This window comes from Serratia sp. CY47280, from assembly GCF_052168655.1.
Classification (GTDB): Bacteria; Pseudomonadota; Gammaproteobacteria; order Enterobacterales; family Enterobacteriaceae; genus Serratia; species Serratia bockelmannii.
Genome location: NZ_JBJNMG010000001.1, coordinates 374108 through 394340, shown reverse-complemented (window position 1 = coordinate 394340; position 20233 = coordinate 374108). Strand labels below are relative to the sequence as shown.

Here is a 20233-nt window from a genome sequence, read left to right as displayed (position 1 = left end):
CGTCCTCCAAAGACGGGCTGCGAAAAAACAGAGGTACCAGTGTCAACAGCAAACAACCAACACCCGGAGAGCGTTAGCCTTAACGCGTTCAAACAACCGAAAGCGTTCTATCTGATCTTCTCGATCGAACTGTGGGAGCGTTTCGGCTATTACGGCCTGCAGGGCATCATGGCGGTTTATCTGGTCAAGATGCTCGGCATGAGCGAAGCCGACTCCATCACCCTGTTCTCTTCCTTCAGCGCCCTGGTATACGGCTTCGTCGCCATCGGCGGCTGGCTGGGCGACAAGGTGCTGGGTGCCAAACGCGTGATCGTGCTCGGCGCACTGGTGCTGGCCGCCGGTTACGCCATGGTGGCCTACTCCGGCCACGACATCTTCTGGGTCTACATGGGTATGGCGACCATCGCCGTGGGCAGCGGCCTGTTCAAGGCTAACCCGTCCTCCCTGCTGTCCACCTGCTATGAGAAAGACGATCCGCGTCTCGACGGCGCCTTCACCATGTACTACATGTCGGTGAACATCGGTTCCTTCTTCTCCATGCTGGCCACCCCGTGGCTGGCAGCGAAATACGGCTGGAGCGTGGCGTTCTCCCTGAGCGTGGTCGGCATGCTGATCACCCTGGTCAACTTTATGATGTGCCACAAGTGGGTGAAGGAAAACGGCTCCAAGCCTGACTTCAAGCCGCTGCATCTGCCGAAACTGCTGATGGTGCTGGTCGGCATCGTGGCGTTGATCGCCGTGTCCAGCTGGCTGCTGCACAACCAGGTGATCGCGCGCTGGGCGCTGGCCCTCGTTTCCGCCGGCATCGTGCTGGCGTTCGCCAAGGAAACCTTCGCCCTGCACGGCGCCGCACGCCGCAAGATGATCGTCGCCTTCCTGTTGATGCTGGAAGCGGTGGTGTTCTTCGTGCTGTACAGCCAAATGCCAACCTCACTGAACTTCTTCGCCATCCACAACGTGGAACACAGCATCTTCGGCATCGCCTTCGAGCCTGAGCAGTATCAGGCGCTGAACCCATTCTGGATCATGCTCGCCAGCCCGATTCTGGCCGCGCTGTATAACAAAATGGGCGATCGCCTGCCGATGCCGCACAAGTTCGCTTTCGGTATGATCCTGTGCTCCTGCGCCTTCCTGGTGCTGCCATGGGGCGCCAGCTTCGCCAACGAACAGGGCATTGTGTCGGTCAACTGGCTGATCCTGAGCTACGCGCTGCAGAGCATCGGTGAGCTGATGATTTCCGGCCTGGGTCTGGCGATGGTGGCACAGCTGGTGCCGCAGCGTCTGATGGGCTTCATCATGGGTTCCTGGTTCCTGACCACCGCCGCCGCCGCGCTGATCGCCGGTAAGGTTGCCGGTCTGACCGCCGTCCCAAGCGACATCAACGACGCGCACGCTTCGCTGGCCATCTACAGCCATGTGTTTATGCAAATCGGCATCGTCACCGCCGTCATTGCTATCCTGATGATGCTGACCGCGCCGAAACTGTACCGCATGACGCTGGATACCACCGAAGACGCCAATCAGAAAGCGCAGGAAGCCACCGCGGCTCACTGATCGTCGGCAGATTGGGCGTAAATAAAAACACCGAGGTTAACGCCCCGGTGTTTTTTTATGCCCGCAATAAACGGGTTTACGCTGATTTGGGTTTATCGCTCAGGTTGGCCCACATGAATTCGCTTACCAGTGCGCTGTGGAATGCCGCCTGTTGCTTGTCGGCGGCGGCGCTGTGCCCGCCTTCGGTATTTTCATAGAAATAAGCCTGCTGATACCCCATCGCCTGCATGCGCGCCGCCATTTTGCGCGCGTGGGCCGGGTTGACCCGATCGTCGCTGGTCGCGGTATAGAACAACACCGGCGGATAGGCCGTCTGCGTCTGAATGTTGTGGTACGGCGAGAAGGTCTTGATGTAGGCCCACTCCTCCGGCTTGCTCGGGTCACCGTATTCGGCGATCCACGACGCGCCGGCAGAAAGCTGCGTATAGCGCTGCATGTCCAGCAGCGGCACTTCGCAAACGATGCAGCCGAACAGCTGCGGATACAACGTCAGCATATTGCCCACTAACAGGCCGCCGTTGCTGCCGCCGCGCGCGCCCAGATGCGGTGCCGAGGTCACCTTGCGTGCGATGAGATCTTCGGCCACGGCGGCGAAATCCTCGTAGGCGCGATGGCGGTTCTGCTTGAGCGCCGCTTGATGCCAGGCCGGGCCGTATTCGCCGCCGCCGCGGATGTTGGCCACCACGTATACCCCACCGCGTTCCAGCCAGGCCGGCGCCTTGCCGCCGAGATAGCCCGGCAGCAGCGGCACTTCAAACCCGCCGTAGCCATACAGCAGCGTCGGCGTGCTGCCGTCCGGTTTGAGATCTTTGGCGGCAATCTGGAAATACGGCACGCGGGTGCCGTCCTTGGAACGCGCAAAATGCTGGCTCACTTGGTAGCCTGACGCGTCAAAATCCTGCGGCGCCTGTTTCAGCAGCGTCGCCTCACCGCCATCGAGGTTGCCCATATACAGTGAGGTCGGTTGCAGGAACCCGCTGACCGTCAGGAAATAGGCGTTGCTCTCTTCGTCGATGCCGCCGGCGGAAAGGGTGCTGATGGCGCCGGGGTTGCCCAGCGAACGACGTTGCCAGCTGCCGCCCTGCGGCGTCAGCACTTCCAGACGGTTGACCACGTTATCCATGATACTGAGGATCAGATGATCGCGGGTGCCGCTGTAGCCGCTCAGCGCCTGCTCCGCCGTTGGGGTAAACAGCAGTTGCAGCTCGCGCTTACCCGCCAGATAGTCATCGAAGTTGGCCGCCAGCAGCGCGCCGGACGGATAGCGCTTGCCGCCCACCTCCCAGTCGCTGCTCGGTTTGATCAGCAGCCATTCCCGATGCGTATCCAGCTCGGCGTCGGCCGGGATGTCGATTTTTTTCTGCCGGCCGTCCTGCATCAGCAAGAAATAGTCGCGGCGGTAGAAGTCCAGGCTGCGGCCGACGAAATCGCGCTCAAAACCCGGCGTGCGGTCGTGATAGGCGAAGACCGCCATGTCCTCGGGCTGCGCTTCGTACAGCGTTTCGGCGGCGCTCAGCGGCGTGCCGCGCCGCCAGCGCTTGGCGATGCGCGCGTAGCCGGACTGGGTCATCGAGCCGGGGCCGAAATCGGTGGCGATGAACAGCGTATCCCGATCGACCCAGGAGACCCGACTTTTCGCCACCGGTACATTAAAACCGTCTTTGACGAAGCGTTTGGCCACCAGATCGAATTCGCGGATCTCGGTGGCGTCACCGCCGTCCGGCGACAGCTGCATCAGGCAATAACGGTATTCCGGCGCCAGCGGTTGCGAGCCCTGATAGACCCAATCCTTGCCCTCCGCTTTGCCCAACGCATCGATATCCAGCACCGTCTCCCAGGCCGGTTTGGCCTTGCGGTACTCGTCCAGCGTGGTGCGCCGCAGCAGGCCGCGCGGGTTGGCCCGATCCTGCCAGAAGTTGTAATAGTACTCGCCGCGTTTGCTCACCCACGGGATTTGGGTGTCTTTATTAAGGATATCCAGGACTTCGCGCTCAATGCGCTGAAAGTCTTCGCCCTGGCCGAAACGCGCCACGGTGCGCTGATTTTCCTGCTGCACCCATTGCAGCGCTTTTTTACCCTGCAGCTCCTCCAGCCACAGGAAGTCATCGCCGGCGGCCGCGCCGCCCTCCGCCGCCATCGCCAGGCGGATACTGTTAGGTAATGAAGTCATCGCGAATACGGCTCCTGCGGTTTGCGCACTGAGTTTAATGAACTGACGTCGATTGGTGACCGGCAAAATCAAGCTCCTTTTGAGTCGGCTGCAACGCCGCCCCGTCATGGGCGACAGCCTGTGAAATAAGAGTCATTTTCAACAAGGTAGGCGTTTGGCGGCGCGGAGTCAAAGCCCGCGGCCACCGCGTTGAGTCAGGATTGAGGATAGTGGATCAGATCGTGGATGCGCACCGTTTGTGAACTGGCGTTGCGGTAGGCGTGCGGCCGATCGGCCTGAAAGCGCATCGCTTCGCCGGCCGCCAGGCTGTGCCATTCGCCGTCGATCGCCAATTCTAGTCGGCCGCTGATCACGATCACATGCTCGATCACGCCCGGCTCATGGGGCGACGATTCGCTGAGCGCGCCCGGTGCGAGATCGATGACGAACATATCGAAACCCAGCTGGCGGTCGTAGGGAAACAGCGGCACCACGCGCATATCAGCATTGTCCTGATCGTACACCGGCAGTTCACCGTAGCGGTGCAGCGTCGCCTGTTGCTGAGCGGGCGACGCCTCAAGAAAGGCGGAGAACGCCACGTTGAAGCCGGTGGCGATCTTCCACAGCGTCGCCACCGTCGGGCTGGATTCACCGCGTTCAATCTGCCCGAGCATCGCTTTGCTGACGCCGGTGTATTCCGCCGCCTGCGTCAGGCTCCAGCCGCGCTGTGTGCGCAGCGTGCGAAGGGTGTGCGCCAAATGGCCGGCAAGTTCCTGCATCCTGTTCTCCTCTGCGTATCGTGCCCGATTATACCCGCTTGTGCGCTATAGCGCACGGTGCTATGCTGATTTCTTGTCGTGCGTTATAACGCACAATTACCGATTGGAGCTCCTCATGCGCCCAGCCTTCTCCTTGCGCCATCTGACCCTGCCCGCCATCATGGCCGGCTTTGTCGCCGTTCTGGTGGGTTACACCAGCTCTGCCGCGATCATTTTCCAGGCCGCCGCCGCCGCAGGCGCCACGCCGGCGCAGATCGGCGGCTGGCTGAGCGCACTGGGGATCGCGATGGGTGTCACCTCGCTCGGACTCTCGCTTTACTACCGCACCCCGATCCTCACCGCCTGGTCGACGCCCGGCGCGGCGCTGCTGGTCACCAGCCTGCCCGGCACGCCGATCAACGAGGCGATCGGCGTGTTTATCTTCGCTTCCGGTCTGATCCTGCTGTGCGGCGTCACCGGGCTGTTCGCCCGCCTGATGGACTACATCCCGCAGGCGATTTCTGCGGCGATGCTGGCGGGGATCTTGCTGCGTTTCGGGCTGGACGCCTTCGCTTCGCTGCAGCTCAATTTCCCCCTCAGCGCCGGCATGGGGCTGGCCTATCTGCTCAGCCGCCGTTATCAACCGCGCTACGCCATCGTGCTGACGCTGGCGGTTGGGCTGGCGATCGCCGCGCTGCAGGGCAATATCCAGCTGACGCAGCAAGCGCCGGCGTTCGCCATGCCGGAATTTATCGCGCCGCATTTCAATTGGCCGACGCTGCTCGGCATCGGCGTGCCCTTCTTCGTGGTCACCATGGCTTCGCAAAACGCCCCCGGCATCGCCACGCTGCAGGCGGCGGGCTACCGCGTCCCCACCTCACCGCTGATCGCCTGGACGGCGCTGACCGCACTGCTGCTGGCGCCGTTCGGCGGCTTCTCGGTGTGCATCGCCGCCATTACCGCCGCCATCTGCATGGGGCCGGACGTGCATCCCGATCCGCAGCGGCGCTATATGGGCGCGGTGGCCGCCGGCGGCTTCTACCTGCTGGCCGGGTTGTTCGGCGGCGCCATCGGCCTGCTGTTCAGCGCGTTGCCGGTCGCCTTGATCCACACCATTGCCGGGCTGGCGTTGCTCGGCACCATCGGCGGCAGCCTGCAACGCGCGCTGCATGATGAAAAACAGCGCGACGCGGCGCTGATCGCCTTCCTCATCACCGCCTCCGGCGTCACGCTGCTCGGCATCGGTTCGGCCTTCTGGGGCATTGTCGGCGGCGCCATCGCCCATCTGCTGCTGTCGCTGCCGCGGCGAGCCTCCGAGGCGTAACGGGCGGTCTACATTGACAAGCGGCGCCGTGGCGCCTTCACTTTCTCTGTCGTCTGAATGTCAATCCACCTAATAAGTGACGCCGTCACCAAGGAAGCTTATGACCGAGAAAGCCGCGCTGTTGGCCCAGCGTCTGATACGCAATGTCGAACAGGTAGAGATGAAGCATGACCGACGGCCGCCGCTGTATGACAGCGTCGGCGCTCGCCTCGGCACCGGCACCGCCGCCGACAAGCTGGGCGCTTCTTTCGATTGTGTGGCGCCGGGCATGCGCTCCTGCCCCTACCATTTTCACTATGCTCAGGAGGAAATGTTCATCATTTTGGAAGGCAGCGGTACGCTGCGCGTGGCCGGAGAAATGCTGCCGATCGTCAGCGGGGATGTCATTTTCATTCCGCCTGGCCCGGAATACCCGCACCAGATCATCAACACCTCCGATGCGCCGCTGAAGTACCTGTCCGTCAGCACGCGCGAACAGCCGGAAGTGGTGATGTATCCGGACTCAGGCAAATACCAGGCGATGGCGCGCGGCAATGACGGCGAACAGGTGCGTTATCTGCAACGCCCTTCAGCCTCGCTCGATTACTGGCAGGATGAACCCTGAATCGCCGGCCGGCAACGGGAGATCCAACGCGCGCGCCGCCAGCTCGGCCACGCGGAAGTCGATATCCGCCGCCTGCCCGTCTTCCATAAACCAGGCGGCGGAGAGCCCCGCCCAGGCCAGGATCCATTGCAGCAAGCGCCGGCGTTCCAGCCCGGCCAAGCGACAGACCTGTTCCACGCGCCGCTGGAAAATGGCCGGATCGGTGGCGATGCCGTAGTTGGGGTTGCAGAAGATATTGGCGTAGTCAAAGCCCCGTTCACCGTACAAACGCTTGGGGTCGATCGCCAGCCAGCCGCGTTCGCCGAAGTCCAGCACGTTGTCATGGTGGATATCACCGTGCAGCACGCTTTCATCTCGCGGGCTACTCAGCAATTCCGCCGCCGTCGTGGCGCTGAGACGCAGCATGCCGCCGTGCGCCTGCGCCGCCGGCCACAGCGAGCTGAACCACTCTTGCAACGGGATCAATTCGGGCAGCGGTGCCGCGCGCGGCGCATGCAAGGCGGCGATCGCCCGGCACAGGATCGCCGTGGCCTGCTCATCGTCGCCGTCACGCACCAGCTGCGCCAACGAGCTTTCGCCCTGTGCGCGCTCCAGCAGAATGCCGTCTTCGTGCCACGCCAACACCTGCGCGGCGCCTTCCCCGCGCCACCAGCACATCAGCTGGCCGCCGAAGCGCTCCTCCTGCTCGCGGGCGATCTTCAGCATGGCGGCCTCGCCCCGGTAACGCACCGGCATCAGCAGACTGCTGTGGGTTTCGAAGGCTTTGCCGTCCTGTTCCAGTTGCCAGCGTTGCAGGTAGGGAGTAAAAAGCGGGTTCATCGTCTCATGCGTCCTTGTGGCCGATCTGCGCCGCACTGTCACATTCGGGTGAGAGACGACGTATAAAATAAAGAGGGATGATACTCTCAAATATCATCGGTGTGCGGCGTCTGGCCGCCGTTTTCTCAGTATCCTAACCAAGTTTGTCGATTTTATTAACCGGTCTTGCGCGGGGTTTGATCATGACATCATTAAAACGCACGAATTATCCGCAGTTGCCTACGCCGGGCGGCCCCTATGTACATGCGGTGCGCCACGGCGATCGCCTGTATGTGTCGGGCTTGACGGCCTTCGCCACCGACGCGCAAGGCTTGAACGCGCCGGAACAGACGCAGGAGATCCTCGAGCAATTGGCGACCATCGCCGCCAGCGAAGGCGTGAATCTCAAGGCCTTGATTAAAATCAGCGTGTTCCTGACCGACATCGCCGATCTGGCGGGCGTGCGCCCGGTGCTGTTTGACTATTTCGACGGCGCGCTGCCGGCCTGTTCACTGATGGCGGTCAGCGCGTTGTTCTCACCGCAGGTGTGCGTAGAGATAGAGGCGGTGATGGCGTTGCAATAATGCGCGGCTAGAGCACAATGCTGATTCAGTTAAGCGTTTTTCTGCAGGCGTTCGTGACATTTTCGGTCGATAAAAGTGAGATGCCTCATGTGGCTCACTCACCTCGACCGAGCCAGGGGCCGAAGGCGCGGCCCCTGGCAACCCGCGCCTTTGCCCTATCAGACGGTTGGCTTTGCCAACTGCCCTCTCTCCGCCATAGCACATTGAGGCCGGTTGCGACAGGCGTCCCTGCCTGTCTCACCTGAAACCGCCGTCCATGGCGGTTTCTCCTAATGCGCTATGCCTGCGTTCGGCGTCTTCAAGGGCGCCCAACACCGCGCTCATCTCCAACTTCTCTGCCATAACCTCATCAGCGGCAGATTTCCCGGTAGCTGCCAGCTCGGGTGTTGACCTTTAACGCGCATCACCGGCTGCCGAGCAAGGCGGCGTTGTCAGGGGCAACCGGCCAGGGAAGGCCGGTTGAGGCGAGACTAACAGGGACGTTTGTCGCAGCCGACCCGCCCGACAATGCAGACACGGCGAGGGTATCCGCGCAGCGGACAGGCGGTGTTAAGCAAAGGCGCGGGTGTAGGGGCCGCGCCATCGGCCCCTACAATTGCCGTTCATGTTGGCCACAAAGAAATGCGGAACATTGACGGCAATTCCCCTGCACAGAACGCCCAGAGGCTGGATAAGAAAAATGCCACTCAGGCTTAAGTGAGCGGCATTGCGGCTAGAGCGCACCTTCATCCGGCATGCAGGGGCCGATCTTGAACCAGGCTTTGGCGATCTGCCCCTGTTCCACTTCGTAAATGGCGATGACATCCATTTTGCCGCGCCCCTGCGGGAAGTTGCGCGTCACCACTTCCTGATCGACCACCATATTCCCCACCGCCATGCGTTTTATCCGTTCGCCATACAGACTCGGCTCCTGGAAACGCACAAGATGCCGTTCACGGATCGCCGCCTTGCCGCTGGCCAGCAGCGTGTCGGGATGCTCGTAATACTGCGCGTCGTCCGCCCAGCAGGCCATAAAGGCCTCGATGTCGCGGGCGTTATAGGCGTCAAGCTGTTGTTGAACCACATCCTGCGGGCGTGCCGTTTTATCGTTCATCACATCCTCCTGCCGAAGTTAACCGCCGCATACGTCGAACCCATCACGTTAACCGCCCAGTGCTGCAGCTTGATGACACGGCGAGATTTGAATAAAAAACCAAAAATAGCGAATAAATAACCTATCACGCCCGATGGGTAATTCAAGCGCCCGCGCATAAATTTTCTGCGCCGCGCCAGGGGCGGTGAAAACCGCATAACGCCACGCGTTAATCTTTGCGGCGGTTAGGGAAATTCTGCTAATTTAGCGTGAACAGCCTGATGATAACGAAACGCTATGCAGCAAAAACCGGTGTTGGACGAAGCCAGACAGTTAAAACGACTCAACGCCGCCACGCGGCGCCAATCCCATATGTACAAATGGATCGCGCTGATTGCTGCGCTAGATGCGCTGTTGGTGTTTTGGTATGACCGGGATATGCGCAACGTCACCTTCTCGGGAGCGGTTGCGCTGGTGTGCGGCTATTTGTGGATCCGCGATCGCAACAAGGCCCGGGGTTACCGGCGCGAGTTCGACCGCAAATTCGGCAAGCGCAGCGGCGATTAAGGCTGCATTGCTTCCAGCACTTTAGCGCTGTCGACGATCTGCACGAACTTCACGATTTTTCCGGCGCGAAGCGTATAAATATGCGCAAAGGAGGCGCTGAAGGATTTGCCGGTGGCCCGGTAAGTGCCGTGATAAAAACCCTGAGCGATCACGTTGTCGCCGGCATCGTAAAAGTGATCGACGTCGGCGCGGTAACCTTGCCATTCGCTGCCCAGGCGCTGATGCACGTTCTTGATGATGTTCTCCGGGCCGATATAGGTACCGGCGTAAGGGAAACCCGCGGCTTCGGTCCACTCTGCATCGGGGGCCAGCGCCGCCAGCAGATTGCGGCCGTTTTCTTCGGAGCTGCCTTCATAGGTTGCGCGCACTATTTCAAGAGGGGTTGGCATGTCTCTTCTCCAAATGGCTGATGAGGATATTCCGGCCATCCCCGCGGACACAGGCTCTCACCAAGCGGAGACGGCGGAATGCGGCTATTCTAGGTTGCTTGTTTCGCTGCAAAAACCGCAGTTATGACAATAGTGGGTTGCACTTTAGTAAACAATAGCCATTTTTCTGTCATTTTCCCGGCATCCGACACGGCTATGCTGATTGACCGATTTTCCCCAACAGGAGCTGAACGTGTCTTTACCCTCGCTGACGCAAGAGTTGTTACAACCGTTTTCCCCCTACCAAACGCTGGCGCAAACGCTGTTGCCGCTCACCCTCGAGTCGGACGACGGTTCGCATGACGTGGCGCACCTGCATCGAGTCTGGAAGAACTGCCGCCACATCAGCAAGCTGGAAGGCGGCGACCGGCGCATTCTCTGCGCGGCGGTGCTGCTGCATGACGCCGTGGCGGTGGAAAAAAACTCGCCGCAGCGCCATCTGGCCTCGCGCATGGCGGCGGAGCAAGCCACGCTGACGCTGACCCGGCTGGAATGGGCGCCGGCGGACATCGCGGCGGTAGCCCACGCCATTGAAGCGCACAGTTTTTCCGCTGGCATCCCCCCGCAAACGCTGGAGGCAAAGATCCTGCAGGACGCCGATCGTCTCGACGCCATTGGCCTGATTGGCGTGGCGCGCTGCTTCTATATCGGCGGCCGCATGCGCAGTGCGCTGTACGACGCCGCCGACCCGCGGGCCGAACATCGCCAATACGACGACAAACGTTTCAGCCTGGATCACTTCGAAACCAAGCTGTTCAAACTGCAAGACGGCTTCCAGACTGCCGCCGGGCGGCACATGGCCAAGCTTCGCACCGAACGCATGCGGCGTTTTGTCGATGATCTGCTGGAAGAGGTGTAATGCCGGCCTACGGGGCATTTTCGTTATGCCCATAACATTTTCGGTCACATAACACCGTTAAACTGAAAGCCAACTTCACCGAACGGGCGGCACAGATGAAAAAGTTGACGTTGAAAGAGATGACGGAAAGCGAGCAACGGGAAGTCAAAACCGAGCTGGACAAAGCGCGTAAAAGCCACGGCCGGCCGCTGACCAACGCCGAACAGCACAAGGTCAAGGATGAAGTGGTGGCGCGCATCATGGCCGCCAGAGCAAAGCTCGCTAAGGCAGAGCGTGCAGAACGCAAAGCCAACCGCTACCGGCCAAGCGGCGACACCTTCAGTTGGTCTGCCACTATCGGCTCCCGCCCGCCGCGCTGAGCCAGTCAAACCCTCCCCGCCGCGGCGGGGATTTTATTTATTAGCCAAACTCATCCCTGCTGATGAATCATGAATAACAATGTTATCAATCTGTTGTAAATTGACAGCCTGATGAAGAATATTCATTATCACCCCACTTCCCCTTTTCACGAGACTGCCATGGCCTACCCACGCAACGCTGATATTCTGATGACACCTGCGTTGTCCGTTGGCGGTTTGGCGGCGGTTAAATCGAAGAAACAGACGCTCATTTGACCGGGGCGCGCTGTCCCGTCAGATGAGCTGACTGGATGGCCTGCAACGCCCCGCCTTCAATTTTCTCATCTGGCTTCTCTGTCGGTCACACAGAAGGAATATTTTATGGCCTCATTTTCGGGTATTTGGGTGGCGATGGTTACCCCTTTCAATCAAGATGCCGTCGATCTGGCGGCAGTGAAACGCCTGGCGCGACACCTGCTCGACGCAGGCATCGATGGTCTGGTGGTCTGCGGCTCTACCGGTGAAGCCGCCGCGCTGAGCAAAGAAGAACAGCTGGCGGTACTCGACGCCGTGCTGGAAGTGGCGCCCGCACACCAGGTGGTGATGGGCCTTTCCGGCAATAACATGGCCGCCACGCTGCAGATGCAGCAGGCCATTCAGCTGCGCGACATCGCCGGCGTGCTGATCCCGGCGCCTTACTACATCCGCCCTTCGCAATGCGGCCTGATCGACTATTTCACCCAGTTGGCCGACGCCTCCACCGTGCCGGTGATCCTGTACAACATTCCGCAGCGCACCGGCATCGCCATGGAGCTGGCCACGCTGCGCCGGCTCGCACGTCACCCGCGCATCACCGCCATCAAGGACTGCGGCGGCAACCCTGACGCTACCATGGCGCTGATCGCCGACGGCGAAATCGATGTGATGACCGGGGAAGACAATCTGATCCTCACCACGCTGTGCCTCGGCGGCACCGGTGCCATTTCCGCCGCCGCGCATGTTCACCCGGAGCGTTTCGTCCAGCTGGTACAGCAAGTCGCCACCGGCGATCTGGCCGCTGCGCGCAGCAACTTCTATGAGCTGCTGCCGATGATCCACCAGATGTTCAGCTTCCCGAATCCGGCGCCGGTCAAGACGGTACTGGCCCAACAGGGGCTGATCGCCAATGAGTTACGTTCGCCCATGCAGGTGGCGCCGCAGGCGCTGCAACAGCAGATCGCCGCAACGCTGGCGCAGCTGCAGACAGCCGAGGCGCTCATCGGTTAAATTTGTAAGCTAAGCCGCTGTAATTTTGGCGCTATGGGACTACGATGAGAGGTTAAGCATGCCCGTCATTCGTCATCAACAAGGAGCTTCCGATGAAACTGTTCTATAAAGCCGGCGCCTGTTCGCTGTCCCCGCATATCGTGCTGCGCGAGGCAGGGCTGGATTTTACGGCGGAGAAGGTCGATCTGGCGCAGAAGAAAACCGAGAGCGGCGCCGATTACCTCGCCATCAATCCCAAGGGACAGGTCCCGGCGCTGCTGCTGGACGATGGCAGCCTGCTGACCGAAGGCGTGGCGATCGTACAATACCTGGCGGACCGCGTGCCTGACCGCAACCTGATCCCGGCGGCGGGCACCCTGTCGCGCTACCACGCGATCGAATGGCTGAACTACATCGCCACCGAACTGCACAAAGGGTTCAGCCCGCTGTTCAACCCGAAGACGCCCGAGGAATACAAAACCATCGCGCGCGCCAGGCTGGAGCAGCAGTTCAGCTATCTGGATTCGGTGCTGGCGAAGCAGCACTTCCTGTTGGGGAGCCGTTTCAGCGTGGCTGACGCCTACCTGTTCACCGTGCTGCGCTGGGCATTCGCCCTGCAGTTTGACGTGCGCAAGCACGCCCATCTGGCGGCCTGGTTCGATCGCGTTGCGGCGCGCCCGGCGGTAGATGCGGCGCTGAACGCCGAAGGATTGAAGTAAACACTCGGCCCCGGTGGCCATCGCCGGGGCCCGTTGCACTTACAGTTTTACCGCTTTGAATTCGCTGCGCGGCTGCACGATCCGATCCTGCGCCGCCACCACCTGCAGCTCGTATTCCCCCATCTCCTGAGTCGTCAGCATCACCTCATACACGGCGGCGGTCACGTGCTCCAGCGCTTTATCCAGCGCCTCGCCCTTCAGTAGATCCACCAGCAGCAGACCGCTGGTCAAATCGCCGACGCCGACCGGCTGACGCGCGCCGAAGTCCACCAGCGGCCGGCTGATGTGCCAGGCCTCGTCCGCCGTCACCAGCAGCATTTCGAAGCAGTCGGCGTGATAGCCGGCGCGGGCCAGGTGCTTAACCAGCACCAGCCGCGGCCCTTTGGCGATCAGCACGCGGGCGGCCTGCACCGCATCGGCCACGTTGGCGACGGCCATCTGGCTCAGCATTTCCAGCTCCAGCAGGTTCGGCGCCACCATGTCGCTGCACGGCAACGCCTGGCGGCAGTGAAACTCGGCCACGCCCGGCGCCACGATGCAGCCTTTTTCCGGATGCCCCATCACCGGATCGCAAAAATACCAGGCGTTCGGGTTCGCCTGCTTAACCTGACGCACGATCTCCAGAATATGGTCACCCTGCTCCGGCGAACCGATATAACCGCTCAGCACCGCATCACAGCGCTTCAGCTGATCGATATTGGCGATGCCCTGCGCGATCTCAGTCAGGTGGCTGGCCGGCATGACGCAGCCGGTCCACTGGCCGTATTGCGTATGGTTGGAGAACTGCACCGTGTTCAGCGGCCAGACGTTGACGCCCATACGGCGCATCGGAAACTCAGCCGCACTGTTGCCGGCGTGACCAAACACCACGTGCGACTGGATAGAAAGAATGTTTTTCATCGACAGAACTCGTTCGGAATACGGCAGCCGGGCGGCTGCGCAAAAATAAAGGGGCCGCCAGGGCCCCTTACCGTTATTATTCGCTTACTGCCAATCCACCAGGCAGTAGTGTTTCTTGCCGCGGCGCAGCAGCGTGTAGCGGCCGAACAGACGATCTGAATCGCTGAAGCGGTATTCGGCATCGGACTGTTTCTCACCGTTGATGGTCACCGCGTTGGAACCGATCATGGTGCGCGCCTGGCCGCGTGACGGCACCAGTTCGGCATTCACCAACGCCTGCTGCAGATCGGCGTCGCCATCCAGTTTGATGGTCGGCATACCGTCCTGCGCCAGTTGGGCGAAGTCCGCTTCGGTCATGTCATGCAGCGCGCCGGAGAACAGGCTCTGCGTGATGCGCTTGGCGGCCGCCAGGCCTTCCGCACCGTGCACCATGCCGGTCACTTCTTCCGCCAGCACGTACTGGGCGCGCGGCGCCTTGCCGCTGTTTTTGTCTTCTTCTTCCAGCGCGTTGATGTCTTCCAGGCTCATGAAGGTGAAGAATTTCAGGAAGCGGTAAACGTCAGCGTCGGCGGTATTGATCCAAAACTGGTAGAACTTGTACGGGCTGGTTTTTTCCGGCGCCAGCCAGACCGCGCCGCCTTCGGTTTTACCGAACTTGGTGCCGTCTGCTTTGGTGATCAACGGCACGGTCAGGCCGAACACCTGCTTCTGGTGCTGACGACGCGTTAGATCGATACCCGAGGTGATGTTGCCCCACTGGTCGGAACCACCGATCTGCAGCTCCACCTGGTGGCGGTTGTACAGCTCGGAGAAATCGTAGCCCTGCAGCAGGTTATAGGAGAACTCGGTGAAGGAGATGCCGGAGTCGTCGCGATTCAGGCGCTGCTTGACCGCTTCCTTGTTGATCATCTGGTTGACGGAGAAGTGCTTGCCGATGTCACGCAGGAAGGTCAGCACGTTCATGCCGCCGAACCAGTCGTAGTTGTTGGCCGCGATGGCGCTGTTGCTGCCGCAGTCGAAATCGAGGAACGGGGAAACCTGTTTGCGGATCTTCTCGACCCACTCGTTCACCGTATCGGTGGTGTTCAGCTTGCGCTCCGCCGCTTTGAAGCTCGGATCGCCGATGAGGCCAGTGGCGCCGCCCACCAACGCTACCGGCTTGTGGCCGGCCAGCTGGAAGCGCTTCAGGCACAACAGAGGAACCAGATGGCCCAAATGCAAGCTGTCAGCGGTCGGATCGAAACCGCAATACAGTGCAATTGGCCCTTGCGCCAGTCGCTCCGCTAACGCTTCCTCATCCGTAACCTGGGCAACGAGGCCCCGCTCTTGCAGTTGTTTAATCAAGTTGCTGCTTGCCATCAATGACTCCATGTATAAACGAATGCACCTTTGCCGGTACACGGCCTTTCGCCCAGTGGCGAAATAAAAATTCAGGGTAGCGCATAGAATAAAGCGCCGGCGGCGTCAGCACCAGCGCTTAGAGGGGATTTTACGTCTTCAAGGTGCCAGTCGGTCAATTTTCCAGTCATTCCCGTCCCGCTGATATAGGAAACGGTCATGCAGGCGATGGGCGCCGCCTTGCCAGAACTCGACGGAGTCAAATTTCACGCGGAATCCGCCCCAGAAACTCGGCAACGGCACTTCGCCCTGCTGGAACTTTTGCTTCAACTCGAGGAATTTGCTTTCCAGCACGCCGCGCGCGGAAATGCGCGACGACTGCTGCGACACCCAGGCGCCGATCTGGCTGTCCTTCGGCCGGCTGTTGAAGTACTTCAGCACCTCGAGGGTCGACAGGCGCTCCACCTGCCCCAGGAAAATCACCTGACGGTCGAGCATGTGCCAGGGGAACAGCAGGCTGATATGCGGGTTTTGCGCCAGCTGCTGTGCCTTGCGGCTGCCGAGGTTGGTGTAGAACACCAGCCCCTGCTCATCGAAATGCTTGAGCAGCACGATGCGCTGATACGGCTGGCCGTGTTCGTCGACGGTGGCGACGCACATGGCGGTAGGATCGGCCAGGCGCGCGTCGCAGGCCTGTTTCAACCAGCGCTCGAACAGTTCGAGCGGGTTGGCGGTCAGATCGTTGCGGCGCAGGCCGCCTCGGGTATATTCACGGCGCAGGTCCGCAACATCAAACTCATTCTTTTCAATCATCTGGTTTATCGACCAACTGAAAAATCCGTCGTTACATTCTGCGCCTGCGGCGTCAGGAACTCAATCGCTCCGACGCCGCCGTGACCGTCACTCCGTCAACACGCAGTCGCTCATGACTACCTTGCCGTTGCGCTCAAGATAGGCGTTACGATCTTTCGACCAAAAAGTGTATTTACCGTCGCTGTATTTGGCACCGGTCAGCGCCAGCACCTGCTTAAGATGCAGTTGCTCGCCGTCCATCAGCAGGCTGACTTCGCTCGCCTTGCCGTCGAGCCCCACCGTCAGCGGCGTAGTGCCGCACTGGTAGTGCATCGTCTGGCTGCTCTGCGGCAGGATGTAGCTGCAGCCGGACAACGCCAGCGCGCCGGCGACGAAAATGACTTTTTTCATGCTGTTGCTCCTTAGAGAAATCCTTCACAGGTTATCCTAACAGAGCTAACGGCCCCTCAACGGCAAAACCGGATAAATCCCACCCAGCACCGTTTCACGGCTGGCGCCGGTGACCGAAGGCAGGTTGCCGGCCTGGCCGGACAGCGTGCGAAACGCCAGCCAGGCAAAGGCCAGCGCCTCCATGTCGTCTCCGCTGACGCCGCAATCGTCGGTCAGCCCGACCTCCGTGCCCGGCAACAGCGCCGACAGGCGCGCCATCAGCAGCGTGTTGCGCGCTCCGCCACCGCAGACCAGCAGGCGCTCGCACCCGCCGGCCAGTTGTACCTGTTCGCTGATGCTGACGGCGGTCAGCTCTGTCAGCGTGGCCTGCACGTCGACCGGCGCGATCGCCGGCAATCCGGCCAGCTGCCGCTCCAGCCAGGCGATATTGAAATACTCGCGGCCGGTGCTTTTCGGCGCCGGTAGCGCAAAGTAAGGATCCGCCAGCATTTGCTGCAACAGCGGCAAGCAGACTCGCCCCTGCATCGCCCAGCCGCCGTCCTGATCGTAAGGTTGCGCGCGGTGACGCCAGACCCAGGCATCCATCAGCATATTGCCCGGCCCGGTATCGAAACCGCGCACCGGCGCACCGGGCAACAGCAGAGAAAGGTTGGCAATGCCGCCGACGTTCAGCACCATACGCCGCTCGACGGGATGCCCCAGCAGCGCCTGATGAAACGCAGGCACCAGCGGCGCGCCCTGCCCGCCGTAGGCCATATCGCGCCGGCGGAAATCGCCGACGGTGGTGATATTGGTCAGCGCGGCGATGCGGTTGTTGTCGCCGAGCTGCATCGAGAAACGCGCGTCGCCTTCCGGTTCGTGCCACACCGTCTGGCCGTGGCAACCGATGGCGGTGATCTGCTCGGCGTCGATGCCGGTTTGCTTCAGCAGGCCAAGCACCGCCTCGCCAAACAGCGTGCCCAGCTGTGCGTCCAATCGGCCGACGGCGGCCAGCGTGGTCTGCTGCCCCTGGCACATCCCCAGGATCTCTTTTTTCAGCGCGATCGGCATCGGATGGCTATAGCTGGCCTGCTGCGCCACCATGCGATCGTCGATCGCGGCCAATACCACATCGATTCCGTCCAGACTGGTGCCGGACATGACGCCTATATAGCGGCCTGACTTCATAGCAACATCCTCTAACCCGCGCGGTAAGCAAATTTTATCCTGACAAATAAACCAGAATTGCCGGATTAACGCCATGAATTATGATGCTTTTTTTACACGCCGTGAGCCAGGTGCGTCGCGGTGGCACATTTCATGTGTTAAACCGTGCGTTAACCGGCAACGGAATGTCGGTGAGGCTGTCATAAAGGTAAACCGCGGTTTATTATTGGTTGAACAGAGAAAAGTTAAGCTGCGTGCAGCGATGAGGCATGGCGCTGTATCAACTTTCAGCCATACTTTGTCTATCATTTTCACTGAATCTTGCCTGGTGAGCATTGCCAGGTTATGGACTACTACCATCAGGAGTTTTATATGATCAAGCGTCTTCTCGTCGTTGCCGTCGCCGCCGTTACGTTGGCTGGGTGTGCCAATGAATCCATGTCCGGCGATGTCTACTCGTCCTCGCAGGCCAAACAGGTGCAGAACGTCACCTACGGGACGCTGGTTTCCGTGCGTCCGGTGAAAATTCAGGGCGGGGAAGGTTCCAACGCCTTGGGGATGATCGGCGGCGCAGTGATTGGCGGGCTGTTGGGTAACACCGTTGGCGGCGGCACCGGTCGTACGCTGGCTACCGCGGCGGGCGCTATCGCCGGCGGCGCAGCGGGCAACAGCATCGGTGAAGTGGCCGGTCGTACCTCAGGCTACGAGCTGGAAATCAAAACCGACCAGAAAGAGAACATCGTCGTGGTGCAGAAAGCGGGCGACACCAAGTTCAGCCCGGGCCAGCGCGTGCGCATGGCGCGCATGGGCGACACCATCACCGTCTCTCCGCTGTAAGTCAGCCGGCGGCACACGGCAAACCGGAGGCAATCGCCTCCGGTTTTATTTCTGATGCTGTGAAACTGTAATCGTAGAAAATAAGAATATTATTATTTGTTCTGCAGTTCGGTGATATTTTGTTCTAACTTGCCAATCAGCCCTACCAACAGATGCACTTCGTCGGCGGTAATGCCGCTTAAAATCTCACTGCGCGTAGACGTGATCACACTATCGACTTCTCTGATGATCGGATCGGCCGCTTCGGTCAACTTGATGCGCTTCGCACGGCGATCGTTGGCACAGGTGTGACGCGTGATAAGCCCCTTCTCCTCCAGTTGGTCCAGCGTGCGAACCAGTGACGGTTGCTCGATACCGATCGCCTTGGCCAGCTGGATTTGCGACTGCTCCGGCGGCAAGCGATTGATATTGTGCAACGTAACCCAATGCGTTTGGGTCAGCGCCAACGGCTTGAGCCGGTGATCGATGAGCGCTCGCCAAACACGAACCAATCGTGCTAAATCTGAACCTAATGTTGACTCCACTTACCCCTCCTTATAATTAGCATGCTAACATTACCTCCCAGAGCTTAGACTATTTTGGGTAACTCACATTAAAAACACAAATGTATATAATGTATATTGTGGAAATAACCACTATTTTTAGCCGCTATTGTTTAATCGTTATGCAAATATTCAACATATTCACCCTTAGGGATTGTTAATGTGAATACATCATGGTTACACACCTCATCCCCCTTACCCGATTTGGTCCTGGGGGCATCGCTTTATTTTCCACCTATATTTAAAGCTTTTTTACTAGGACTGGTCTTATGGCTGCTGATTCATCAGCTGCTGAGAGACTGGATGTATTCCGGTGAAATCTGGCATCCCATGTTGATGGACCTGTCCATTTTCGTTCTGACCGTCAGCGGTTCCTTATGGATTTTAGCGAGTTGGTAACCCATGCAGCATAAAACATTAAAATACTTCTCTACGGTGATCGTCTGCGCCATTGCCGTCTGCGCCGGTTGGTGGCTCTGGAATTATTATATGCAATCCCCATGGACCCGTGACGGAAAAGTGCGCGCAGAACTCGTCAATATCACCCCTGAAGTCTCTGGAAGATTAGAGAAAATAAGCGCGAATGACAATCAGTTCGTACCTGCGGGAAGTCTGATTTTTACCCTCGACCCGGTGCCCTACCAGATTGCGCTGGACAATGCCGAGGCCGCGGTGGCAAAAGCGCAATCCGATCTGGCCAAAGCGGACCATGAGGCTGCCCGCCGCCGCGGTTTACCGCGTAACGTTATTTCCGCTGAAGACTTGGACGAGTCCAATTTAGCCGCTCAGGCAATGAAGGCCGCCTATAAAGCGGCCCTGGCCAACCTGGAACAGGCCAAATGGAATTTGAGCAAAACCAAAATTTATGCGCCAACCGACGGTTATATCACCAACCTGCAGGCACGCGTCGGAAACTACGCCAACGCCGGCACGCCCCTGGTGGCGTTGGTGGATGTGCATTCGTTTTATGTGCTCGGATATTTCGAAGAAACCAAGCTGAAGCATATAAAAGAAGGCAATAAAGCGGACATCGTTTTATATAACGGCAACACGCCGCTGCAGGGGGAAGTAGAGAGCATCGGACGCGCCATTTACGATCAGAGCGTCGACAGCAGCAACGATCTATTAATGGACGTTAAGCCCAATGTTCCTTGGGTACGTTTGGCCCAGCGTGTGCCGGTGCGGATAAAATTGCTCAACGTGCCCGCCGATTTGACGCTGGTCGCCGGTACCACCTGCACCATTTCGATTCATCAGCGGAACTAAAG

The 20233-nt window shown here is 59.8% G+C and carries 23 protein-coding genes; 12 read left to right on the top strand and 11 right to left on the bottom strand.

Annotation, left to right across the window (positions count from 1 at the left end; all coding sequences use genetic code 11):
* Positions 1-39: 39 nt before the first annotated feature.
* Positions 40-1554 (top strand): dipeptide/tripeptide permease DtpA, encoded by a 1515-nt coding sequence (gene dtpA, locus ACJ8J4_RS02020; protein WP_264383925.1) that lies wholly within the window; start codon positions 40-42, stop codon positions 1552-1554.
* A gap of 76 nt (positions 1555-1630) precedes the next feature.
* On the opposite strand, the gene ACJ8J4_RS02015 is transcribed toward dtpA, so the two are convergent.
* Together ACJ8J4_RS02015 and ACJ8J4_RS02010 are read right to left on the bottom strand one after the other, a co-directional pair.
* Entirely contained in the window at positions 1631-3724 is a 2094-nt protein-coding gene (locus tag ACJ8J4_RS02015) for a prolyl oligopeptidase family serine peptidase (protein WP_025302680.1), read from the bottom strand.
* A 194-nt stretch (positions 3725-3918) separates the two neighbouring features.
* Positions 3919-4482 carry a helix-turn-helix domain-containing protein gene (locus ACJ8J4_RS02010; RefSeq protein WP_025302679.1) on the bottom strand — a complete coding sequence of 188 codons (564 nt, stop codon included), beginning with the start codon at positions 4480-4482 and terminating at the stop codon, positions 3919-3921.
* A 115-nt stretch (positions 4483-4597) separates the two neighbouring features.
* Between ACJ8J4_RS02010 and ACJ8J4_RS02005 the strand changes: the two genes are divergently transcribed.
* The gene (locus ACJ8J4_RS02005) at positions 4598-5785 is read left to right on the top strand and encodes a benzoate/H(+) symporter BenE family transporter (RefSeq protein ID WP_264383924.1); all 1188 of its coding nucleotides are present in this window, start codon (positions 4598-4600) and stop codon (positions 5783-5785) included.
* 100 nt (positions 5786-5885) lie between these two features.
* The gene (locus tag ACJ8J4_RS02000) at positions 5886-6389 is read left to right on the top strand and encodes a cupin domain-containing protein (RefSeq protein ID WP_033652588.1); all 504 of its coding nucleotides are present in this window, start codon (positions 5886-5888) and stop codon (positions 6387-6389) included.
* Here the strand turns inward: ACJ8J4_RS02000 and ACJ8J4_RS01995 are convergent.
* Positions 6354-7208, bottom strand: coding sequence for an aminoglycoside phosphotransferase family protein (locus ACJ8J4_RS01995; RefSeq protein WP_025302676.1), 855 nt, complete (start codon positions 7206-7208; stop codon positions 6354-6356). The two genes, ACJ8J4_RS02000 and ACJ8J4_RS01995, sit on opposite strands and share 36 nt — an antisense overlap.
* Before the next feature lie 182 nt (positions 7209-7390).
* Here ACJ8J4_RS01995 and ACJ8J4_RS01990 point away from each other — a divergent pair, with 182 nt between their 5' ends.
* Positions 7391-7771, top strand: coding sequence for a RidA family protein (locus tag ACJ8J4_RS01990; protein ID WP_025302675.1), 381 nt, complete (start codon positions 7391-7393; stop codon positions 7769-7771).
* Positions 7772-8483: 712 nt separating this feature from the next.
* Here the strand turns inward: ACJ8J4_RS01990 and ACJ8J4_RS01985 are convergent.
* On the bottom strand, positions 8484-8864 hold the full coding sequence (locus ACJ8J4_RS01985; protein ID WP_025302674.1) for a nuclear transport factor 2 family protein: 381 nt from the start codon (positions 8862-8864) through the stop codon (positions 8484-8486).
* A gap of 276 nt (positions 8865-9140) precedes the next feature.
* Here ACJ8J4_RS01985 and ACJ8J4_RS01980 point away from each other — a divergent pair, with 276 nt between their 5' ends.
* Entirely contained in the window at positions 9141-9410 is a 270-nt protein-coding gene (locus ACJ8J4_RS01980) for a hypothetical protein (RefSeq protein WP_004938382.1), read from the top strand.
* Here the strand turns inward: ACJ8J4_RS01980 and ACJ8J4_RS01975 are convergent.
* Positions 9407-9799 (bottom strand): nuclear transport factor 2 family protein, encoded by a 393-nt coding sequence (locus ACJ8J4_RS01975; protein WP_004938379.1) that lies wholly within the window; start codon positions 9797-9799, stop codon positions 9407-9409. The two genes, ACJ8J4_RS01980 and ACJ8J4_RS01975, sit on opposite strands and share 4 nt — an antisense overlap.
* Positions 9800-10001: 202 nt before the next feature.
* Here ACJ8J4_RS01975 and ACJ8J4_RS01970 point away from each other — a divergent pair, with 202 nt between their 5' ends.
* The 4 genes from ACJ8J4_RS01970 to gstA all read left to right on the top strand — a co-directional run bounded on the left by ACJ8J4_RS01970 (position 10002) and on the right by gstA (position 12999).
* Entirely contained in the window at positions 10002-10697 is a 696-nt protein-coding gene (locus tag ACJ8J4_RS01970; RefSeq protein ID WP_212637253.1) for an HD domain-containing protein, read from the top strand.
* Between the two features lie 95 nt (positions 10698-10792).
* On the top strand, positions 10793-11056 hold the full coding sequence (locus ACJ8J4_RS01965; protein ID WP_004938373.1) for a DUF3811 domain-containing protein: 264 nt from the start codon (positions 10793-10795) through the stop codon (positions 11054-11056).
* Between the two features lie 360 nt (positions 11057-11416).
* Positions 11417-12301, top strand: coding sequence for a 4-hydroxy-tetrahydrodipicolinate synthase (dapA, locus tag ACJ8J4_RS01960; protein ID WP_049209383.1), 885 nt, complete (start codon positions 11417-11419; stop codon positions 12299-12301).
* A gap of 92 nt (positions 12302-12393) precedes the next feature.
* Positions 12394-12999 (top strand): glutathione transferase GstA, encoded by a 606-nt coding sequence (gstA, locus tag ACJ8J4_RS01955; protein WP_025302671.1) that lies wholly within the window; start codon positions 12394-12396, stop codon positions 12997-12999.
* Positions 13000-13038: 39 nt separating this feature from the next.
* Here gstA and pdxY read toward each other — a convergent pair whose 3' ends face one another.
* From pdxY to anmK, 5 genes are all read right to left on the bottom strand, one after another.
* Positions 13039-13899, bottom strand: coding sequence for a pyridoxal kinase PdxY (gene pdxY / locus ACJ8J4_RS01950; RefSeq protein WP_043141216.1), 861 nt, complete (start codon positions 13897-13899; stop codon positions 13039-13041).
* 84 nt (positions 13900-13983) lie between these two features.
* Positions 13984-15258 carry a tyrosine--tRNA ligase gene (tyrS, locus tag ACJ8J4_RS01945; RefSeq protein ID WP_043141190.1) on the bottom strand — a complete coding sequence of 425 codons (1275 nt, stop codon included), beginning with the start codon at positions 15256-15258 and terminating at the stop codon, positions 13984-13986.
* 138 nt (positions 15259-15396) lie between these two features.
* Entirely contained in the window at positions 15397-16050 is a 654-nt protein-coding gene (gene pdxH / locus ACJ8J4_RS01940; protein ID WP_043141187.1) for a pyridoxamine 5'-phosphate oxidase, read from the bottom strand.
* A gap of 87 nt (positions 16051-16137) precedes the next feature.
* Positions 16138-16440, bottom strand: coding sequence for an MliC family protein (locus ACJ8J4_RS01935; RefSeq protein WP_043141183.1), 303 nt, complete (start codon positions 16438-16440; stop codon positions 16138-16140).
* A gap of 45 nt (positions 16441-16485) precedes the next feature.
* Positions 16486-17607: an anhydro-N-acetylmuramic acid kinase gene (gene anmK / locus ACJ8J4_RS01930; protein WP_025302667.1), complete on the bottom strand. Its 1122-nt coding sequence runs from the start codon at positions 17605-17607 to the stop codon at positions 16486-16488.
* Between the two features lie 351 nt (positions 17608-17958).
* On the opposite strand from anmK, the gene ACJ8J4_RS01925 reads away from it, so the two are divergent.
* The gene (locus tag ACJ8J4_RS01925) at positions 17959-18423 is read left to right on the top strand and encodes a glycine zipper 2TM domain-containing protein (protein WP_025159710.1); all 465 of its coding nucleotides are present in this window, start codon (positions 17959-17961) and stop codon (positions 18421-18423) included.
* A 92-nt stretch (positions 18424-18515) separates the two neighbouring features.
* Here ACJ8J4_RS01925 and slyA read toward each other — a convergent pair whose 3' ends face one another.
* Entirely contained in the window at positions 18516-18947 is a 432-nt protein-coding gene (gene slyA / locus ACJ8J4_RS01920) for a transcriptional regulator SlyA (RefSeq protein WP_197835547.1), read from the bottom strand.
* Positions 18948-19127: 180 nt separating this feature from the next.
* On the opposite strand from slyA, the gene ACJ8J4_RS01915 reads away from it, so the two are divergent.
* Positions 19128-19364 carry a DUF1656 domain-containing protein gene (locus ACJ8J4_RS01915; protein WP_004931303.1) on the top strand — a complete coding sequence of 79 codons (237 nt, stop codon included), beginning with the start codon at positions 19128-19130 and terminating at the stop codon, positions 19362-19364.
* A 3-nt stretch (positions 19365-19367) separates the two neighbouring features.
* Positions 19368-20231, top strand: coding sequence for an efflux RND transporter periplasmic adaptor subunit (locus tag ACJ8J4_RS01910; protein WP_004931305.1), 864 nt, complete (start codon positions 19368-19370; stop codon positions 20229-20231).
* Positions 20232-20233: the final 2 nt, after the last annotated feature.

Excerpts from the sequence above, each read along its gene's own strand:
- ACJ8J4_RS02000 (WP_033652588.1), top strand. The coding sequence starts at position 5,886 with ATGACCGAGAAAGCCGCGCTGTTGGCCCAGCGTCTGATACGCAATGTC.
- pdxH (WP_043141187.1), bottom strand. The coding sequence starts at position 16,050 with ATGATTGAAAAGAATGAGTTTGATGTTGCGGACCTGCGCCGTGAATAT.
- ACJ8J4_RS02015 (WP_025302680.1), bottom strand. The coding sequence starts at position 3,724 with ATGACTTCATTACCTAACAGTATCCGCCTGGCGATGGCGGCGGAGGGC.
- tyrS (WP_043141190.1), bottom strand. The coding sequence starts at position 15,258 with ATGGCAAGCAGCAACTTGATTAAACAACTGCAAGAGCGGGGCCTCGTT.
- pdxY (WP_043141216.1), bottom strand. The coding sequence starts at position 13,899 with ATGAAAAACATTCTTTCTATCCAGTCGCACGTGGTGTTTGGTCACGCC.
- ACJ8J4_RS01965 (WP_004938373.1), top strand. The coding sequence starts at position 10,793 with ATGAAAAAGTTGACGTTGAAAGAGATGACGGAAAGCGAGCAACGGGAA.
- ACJ8J4_RS01985 (WP_025302674.1), bottom strand. The coding sequence starts at position 8,864 with ATGAACGATAAAACGGCACGCCCGCAGGATGTGGTTCAACAACAGCTT.
- ACJ8J4_RS01995 (WP_025302676.1), bottom strand. The coding sequence starts at position 7,208 with ATGAACCCGCTTTTTACTCCCTACCTGCAACGCTGGCAACTGGAACAG.
- ACJ8J4_RS01925 (WP_025159710.1), top strand. The coding sequence starts at position 17,959 with ATGATCAAGCGTCTTCTCGTCGTTGCCGTCGCCGCCGTTACGTTGGCT.
- ACJ8J4_RS01990 (WP_025302675.1), top strand. The coding sequence starts at position 7,391 with ATGACATCATTAAAACGCACGAATTATCCGCAGTTGCCTACGCCGGGC.
- ACJ8J4_RS01975 (WP_004938379.1), bottom strand. The coding sequence starts at position 9,799 with ATGCCAACCCCTCTTGAAATAGTGCGCGCAACCTATGAAGGCAGCTCC.
- dapA (WP_049209383.1), top strand. The coding sequence starts at position 11,417 with ATGGCCTCATTTTCGGGTATTTGGGTGGCGATGGTTACCCCTTTCAAT.
- ACJ8J4_RS01910 (WP_004931305.1), top strand. The coding sequence starts at position 19,368 with ATGCAGCATAAAACATTAAAATACTTCTCTACGGTGATCGTCTGCGCC.
- gstA (WP_025302671.1), top strand. The coding sequence starts at position 12,394 with ATGAAACTGTTCTATAAAGCCGGCGCCTGTTCGCTGTCCCCGCATATC.
- ACJ8J4_RS01935 (WP_043141183.1), bottom strand. The coding sequence starts at position 16,440 with ATGAAAAAAGTCATTTTCGTCGCCGGCGCGCTGGCGTTGTCCGGCTGC.
- ACJ8J4_RS02005 (WP_264383924.1), top strand. The coding sequence starts at position 4,598 with ATGCGCCCAGCCTTCTCCTTGCGCCATCTGACCCTGCCCGCCATCATG.
- ACJ8J4_RS02010 (WP_025302679.1), bottom strand. The coding sequence starts at position 4,482 with ATGCAGGAACTTGCCGGCCATTTGGCGCACACCCTTCGCACGCTGCGC.
- ACJ8J4_RS01980 (WP_004938382.1), top strand. The coding sequence starts at position 9,141 with ATGCAGCAAAAACCGGTGTTGGACGAAGCCAGACAGTTAAAACGACTC.
- anmK (WP_025302667.1), bottom strand. The coding sequence starts at position 17,607 with ATGAAGTCAGGCCGCTATATAGGCGTCATGTCCGGCACCAGTCTGGAC.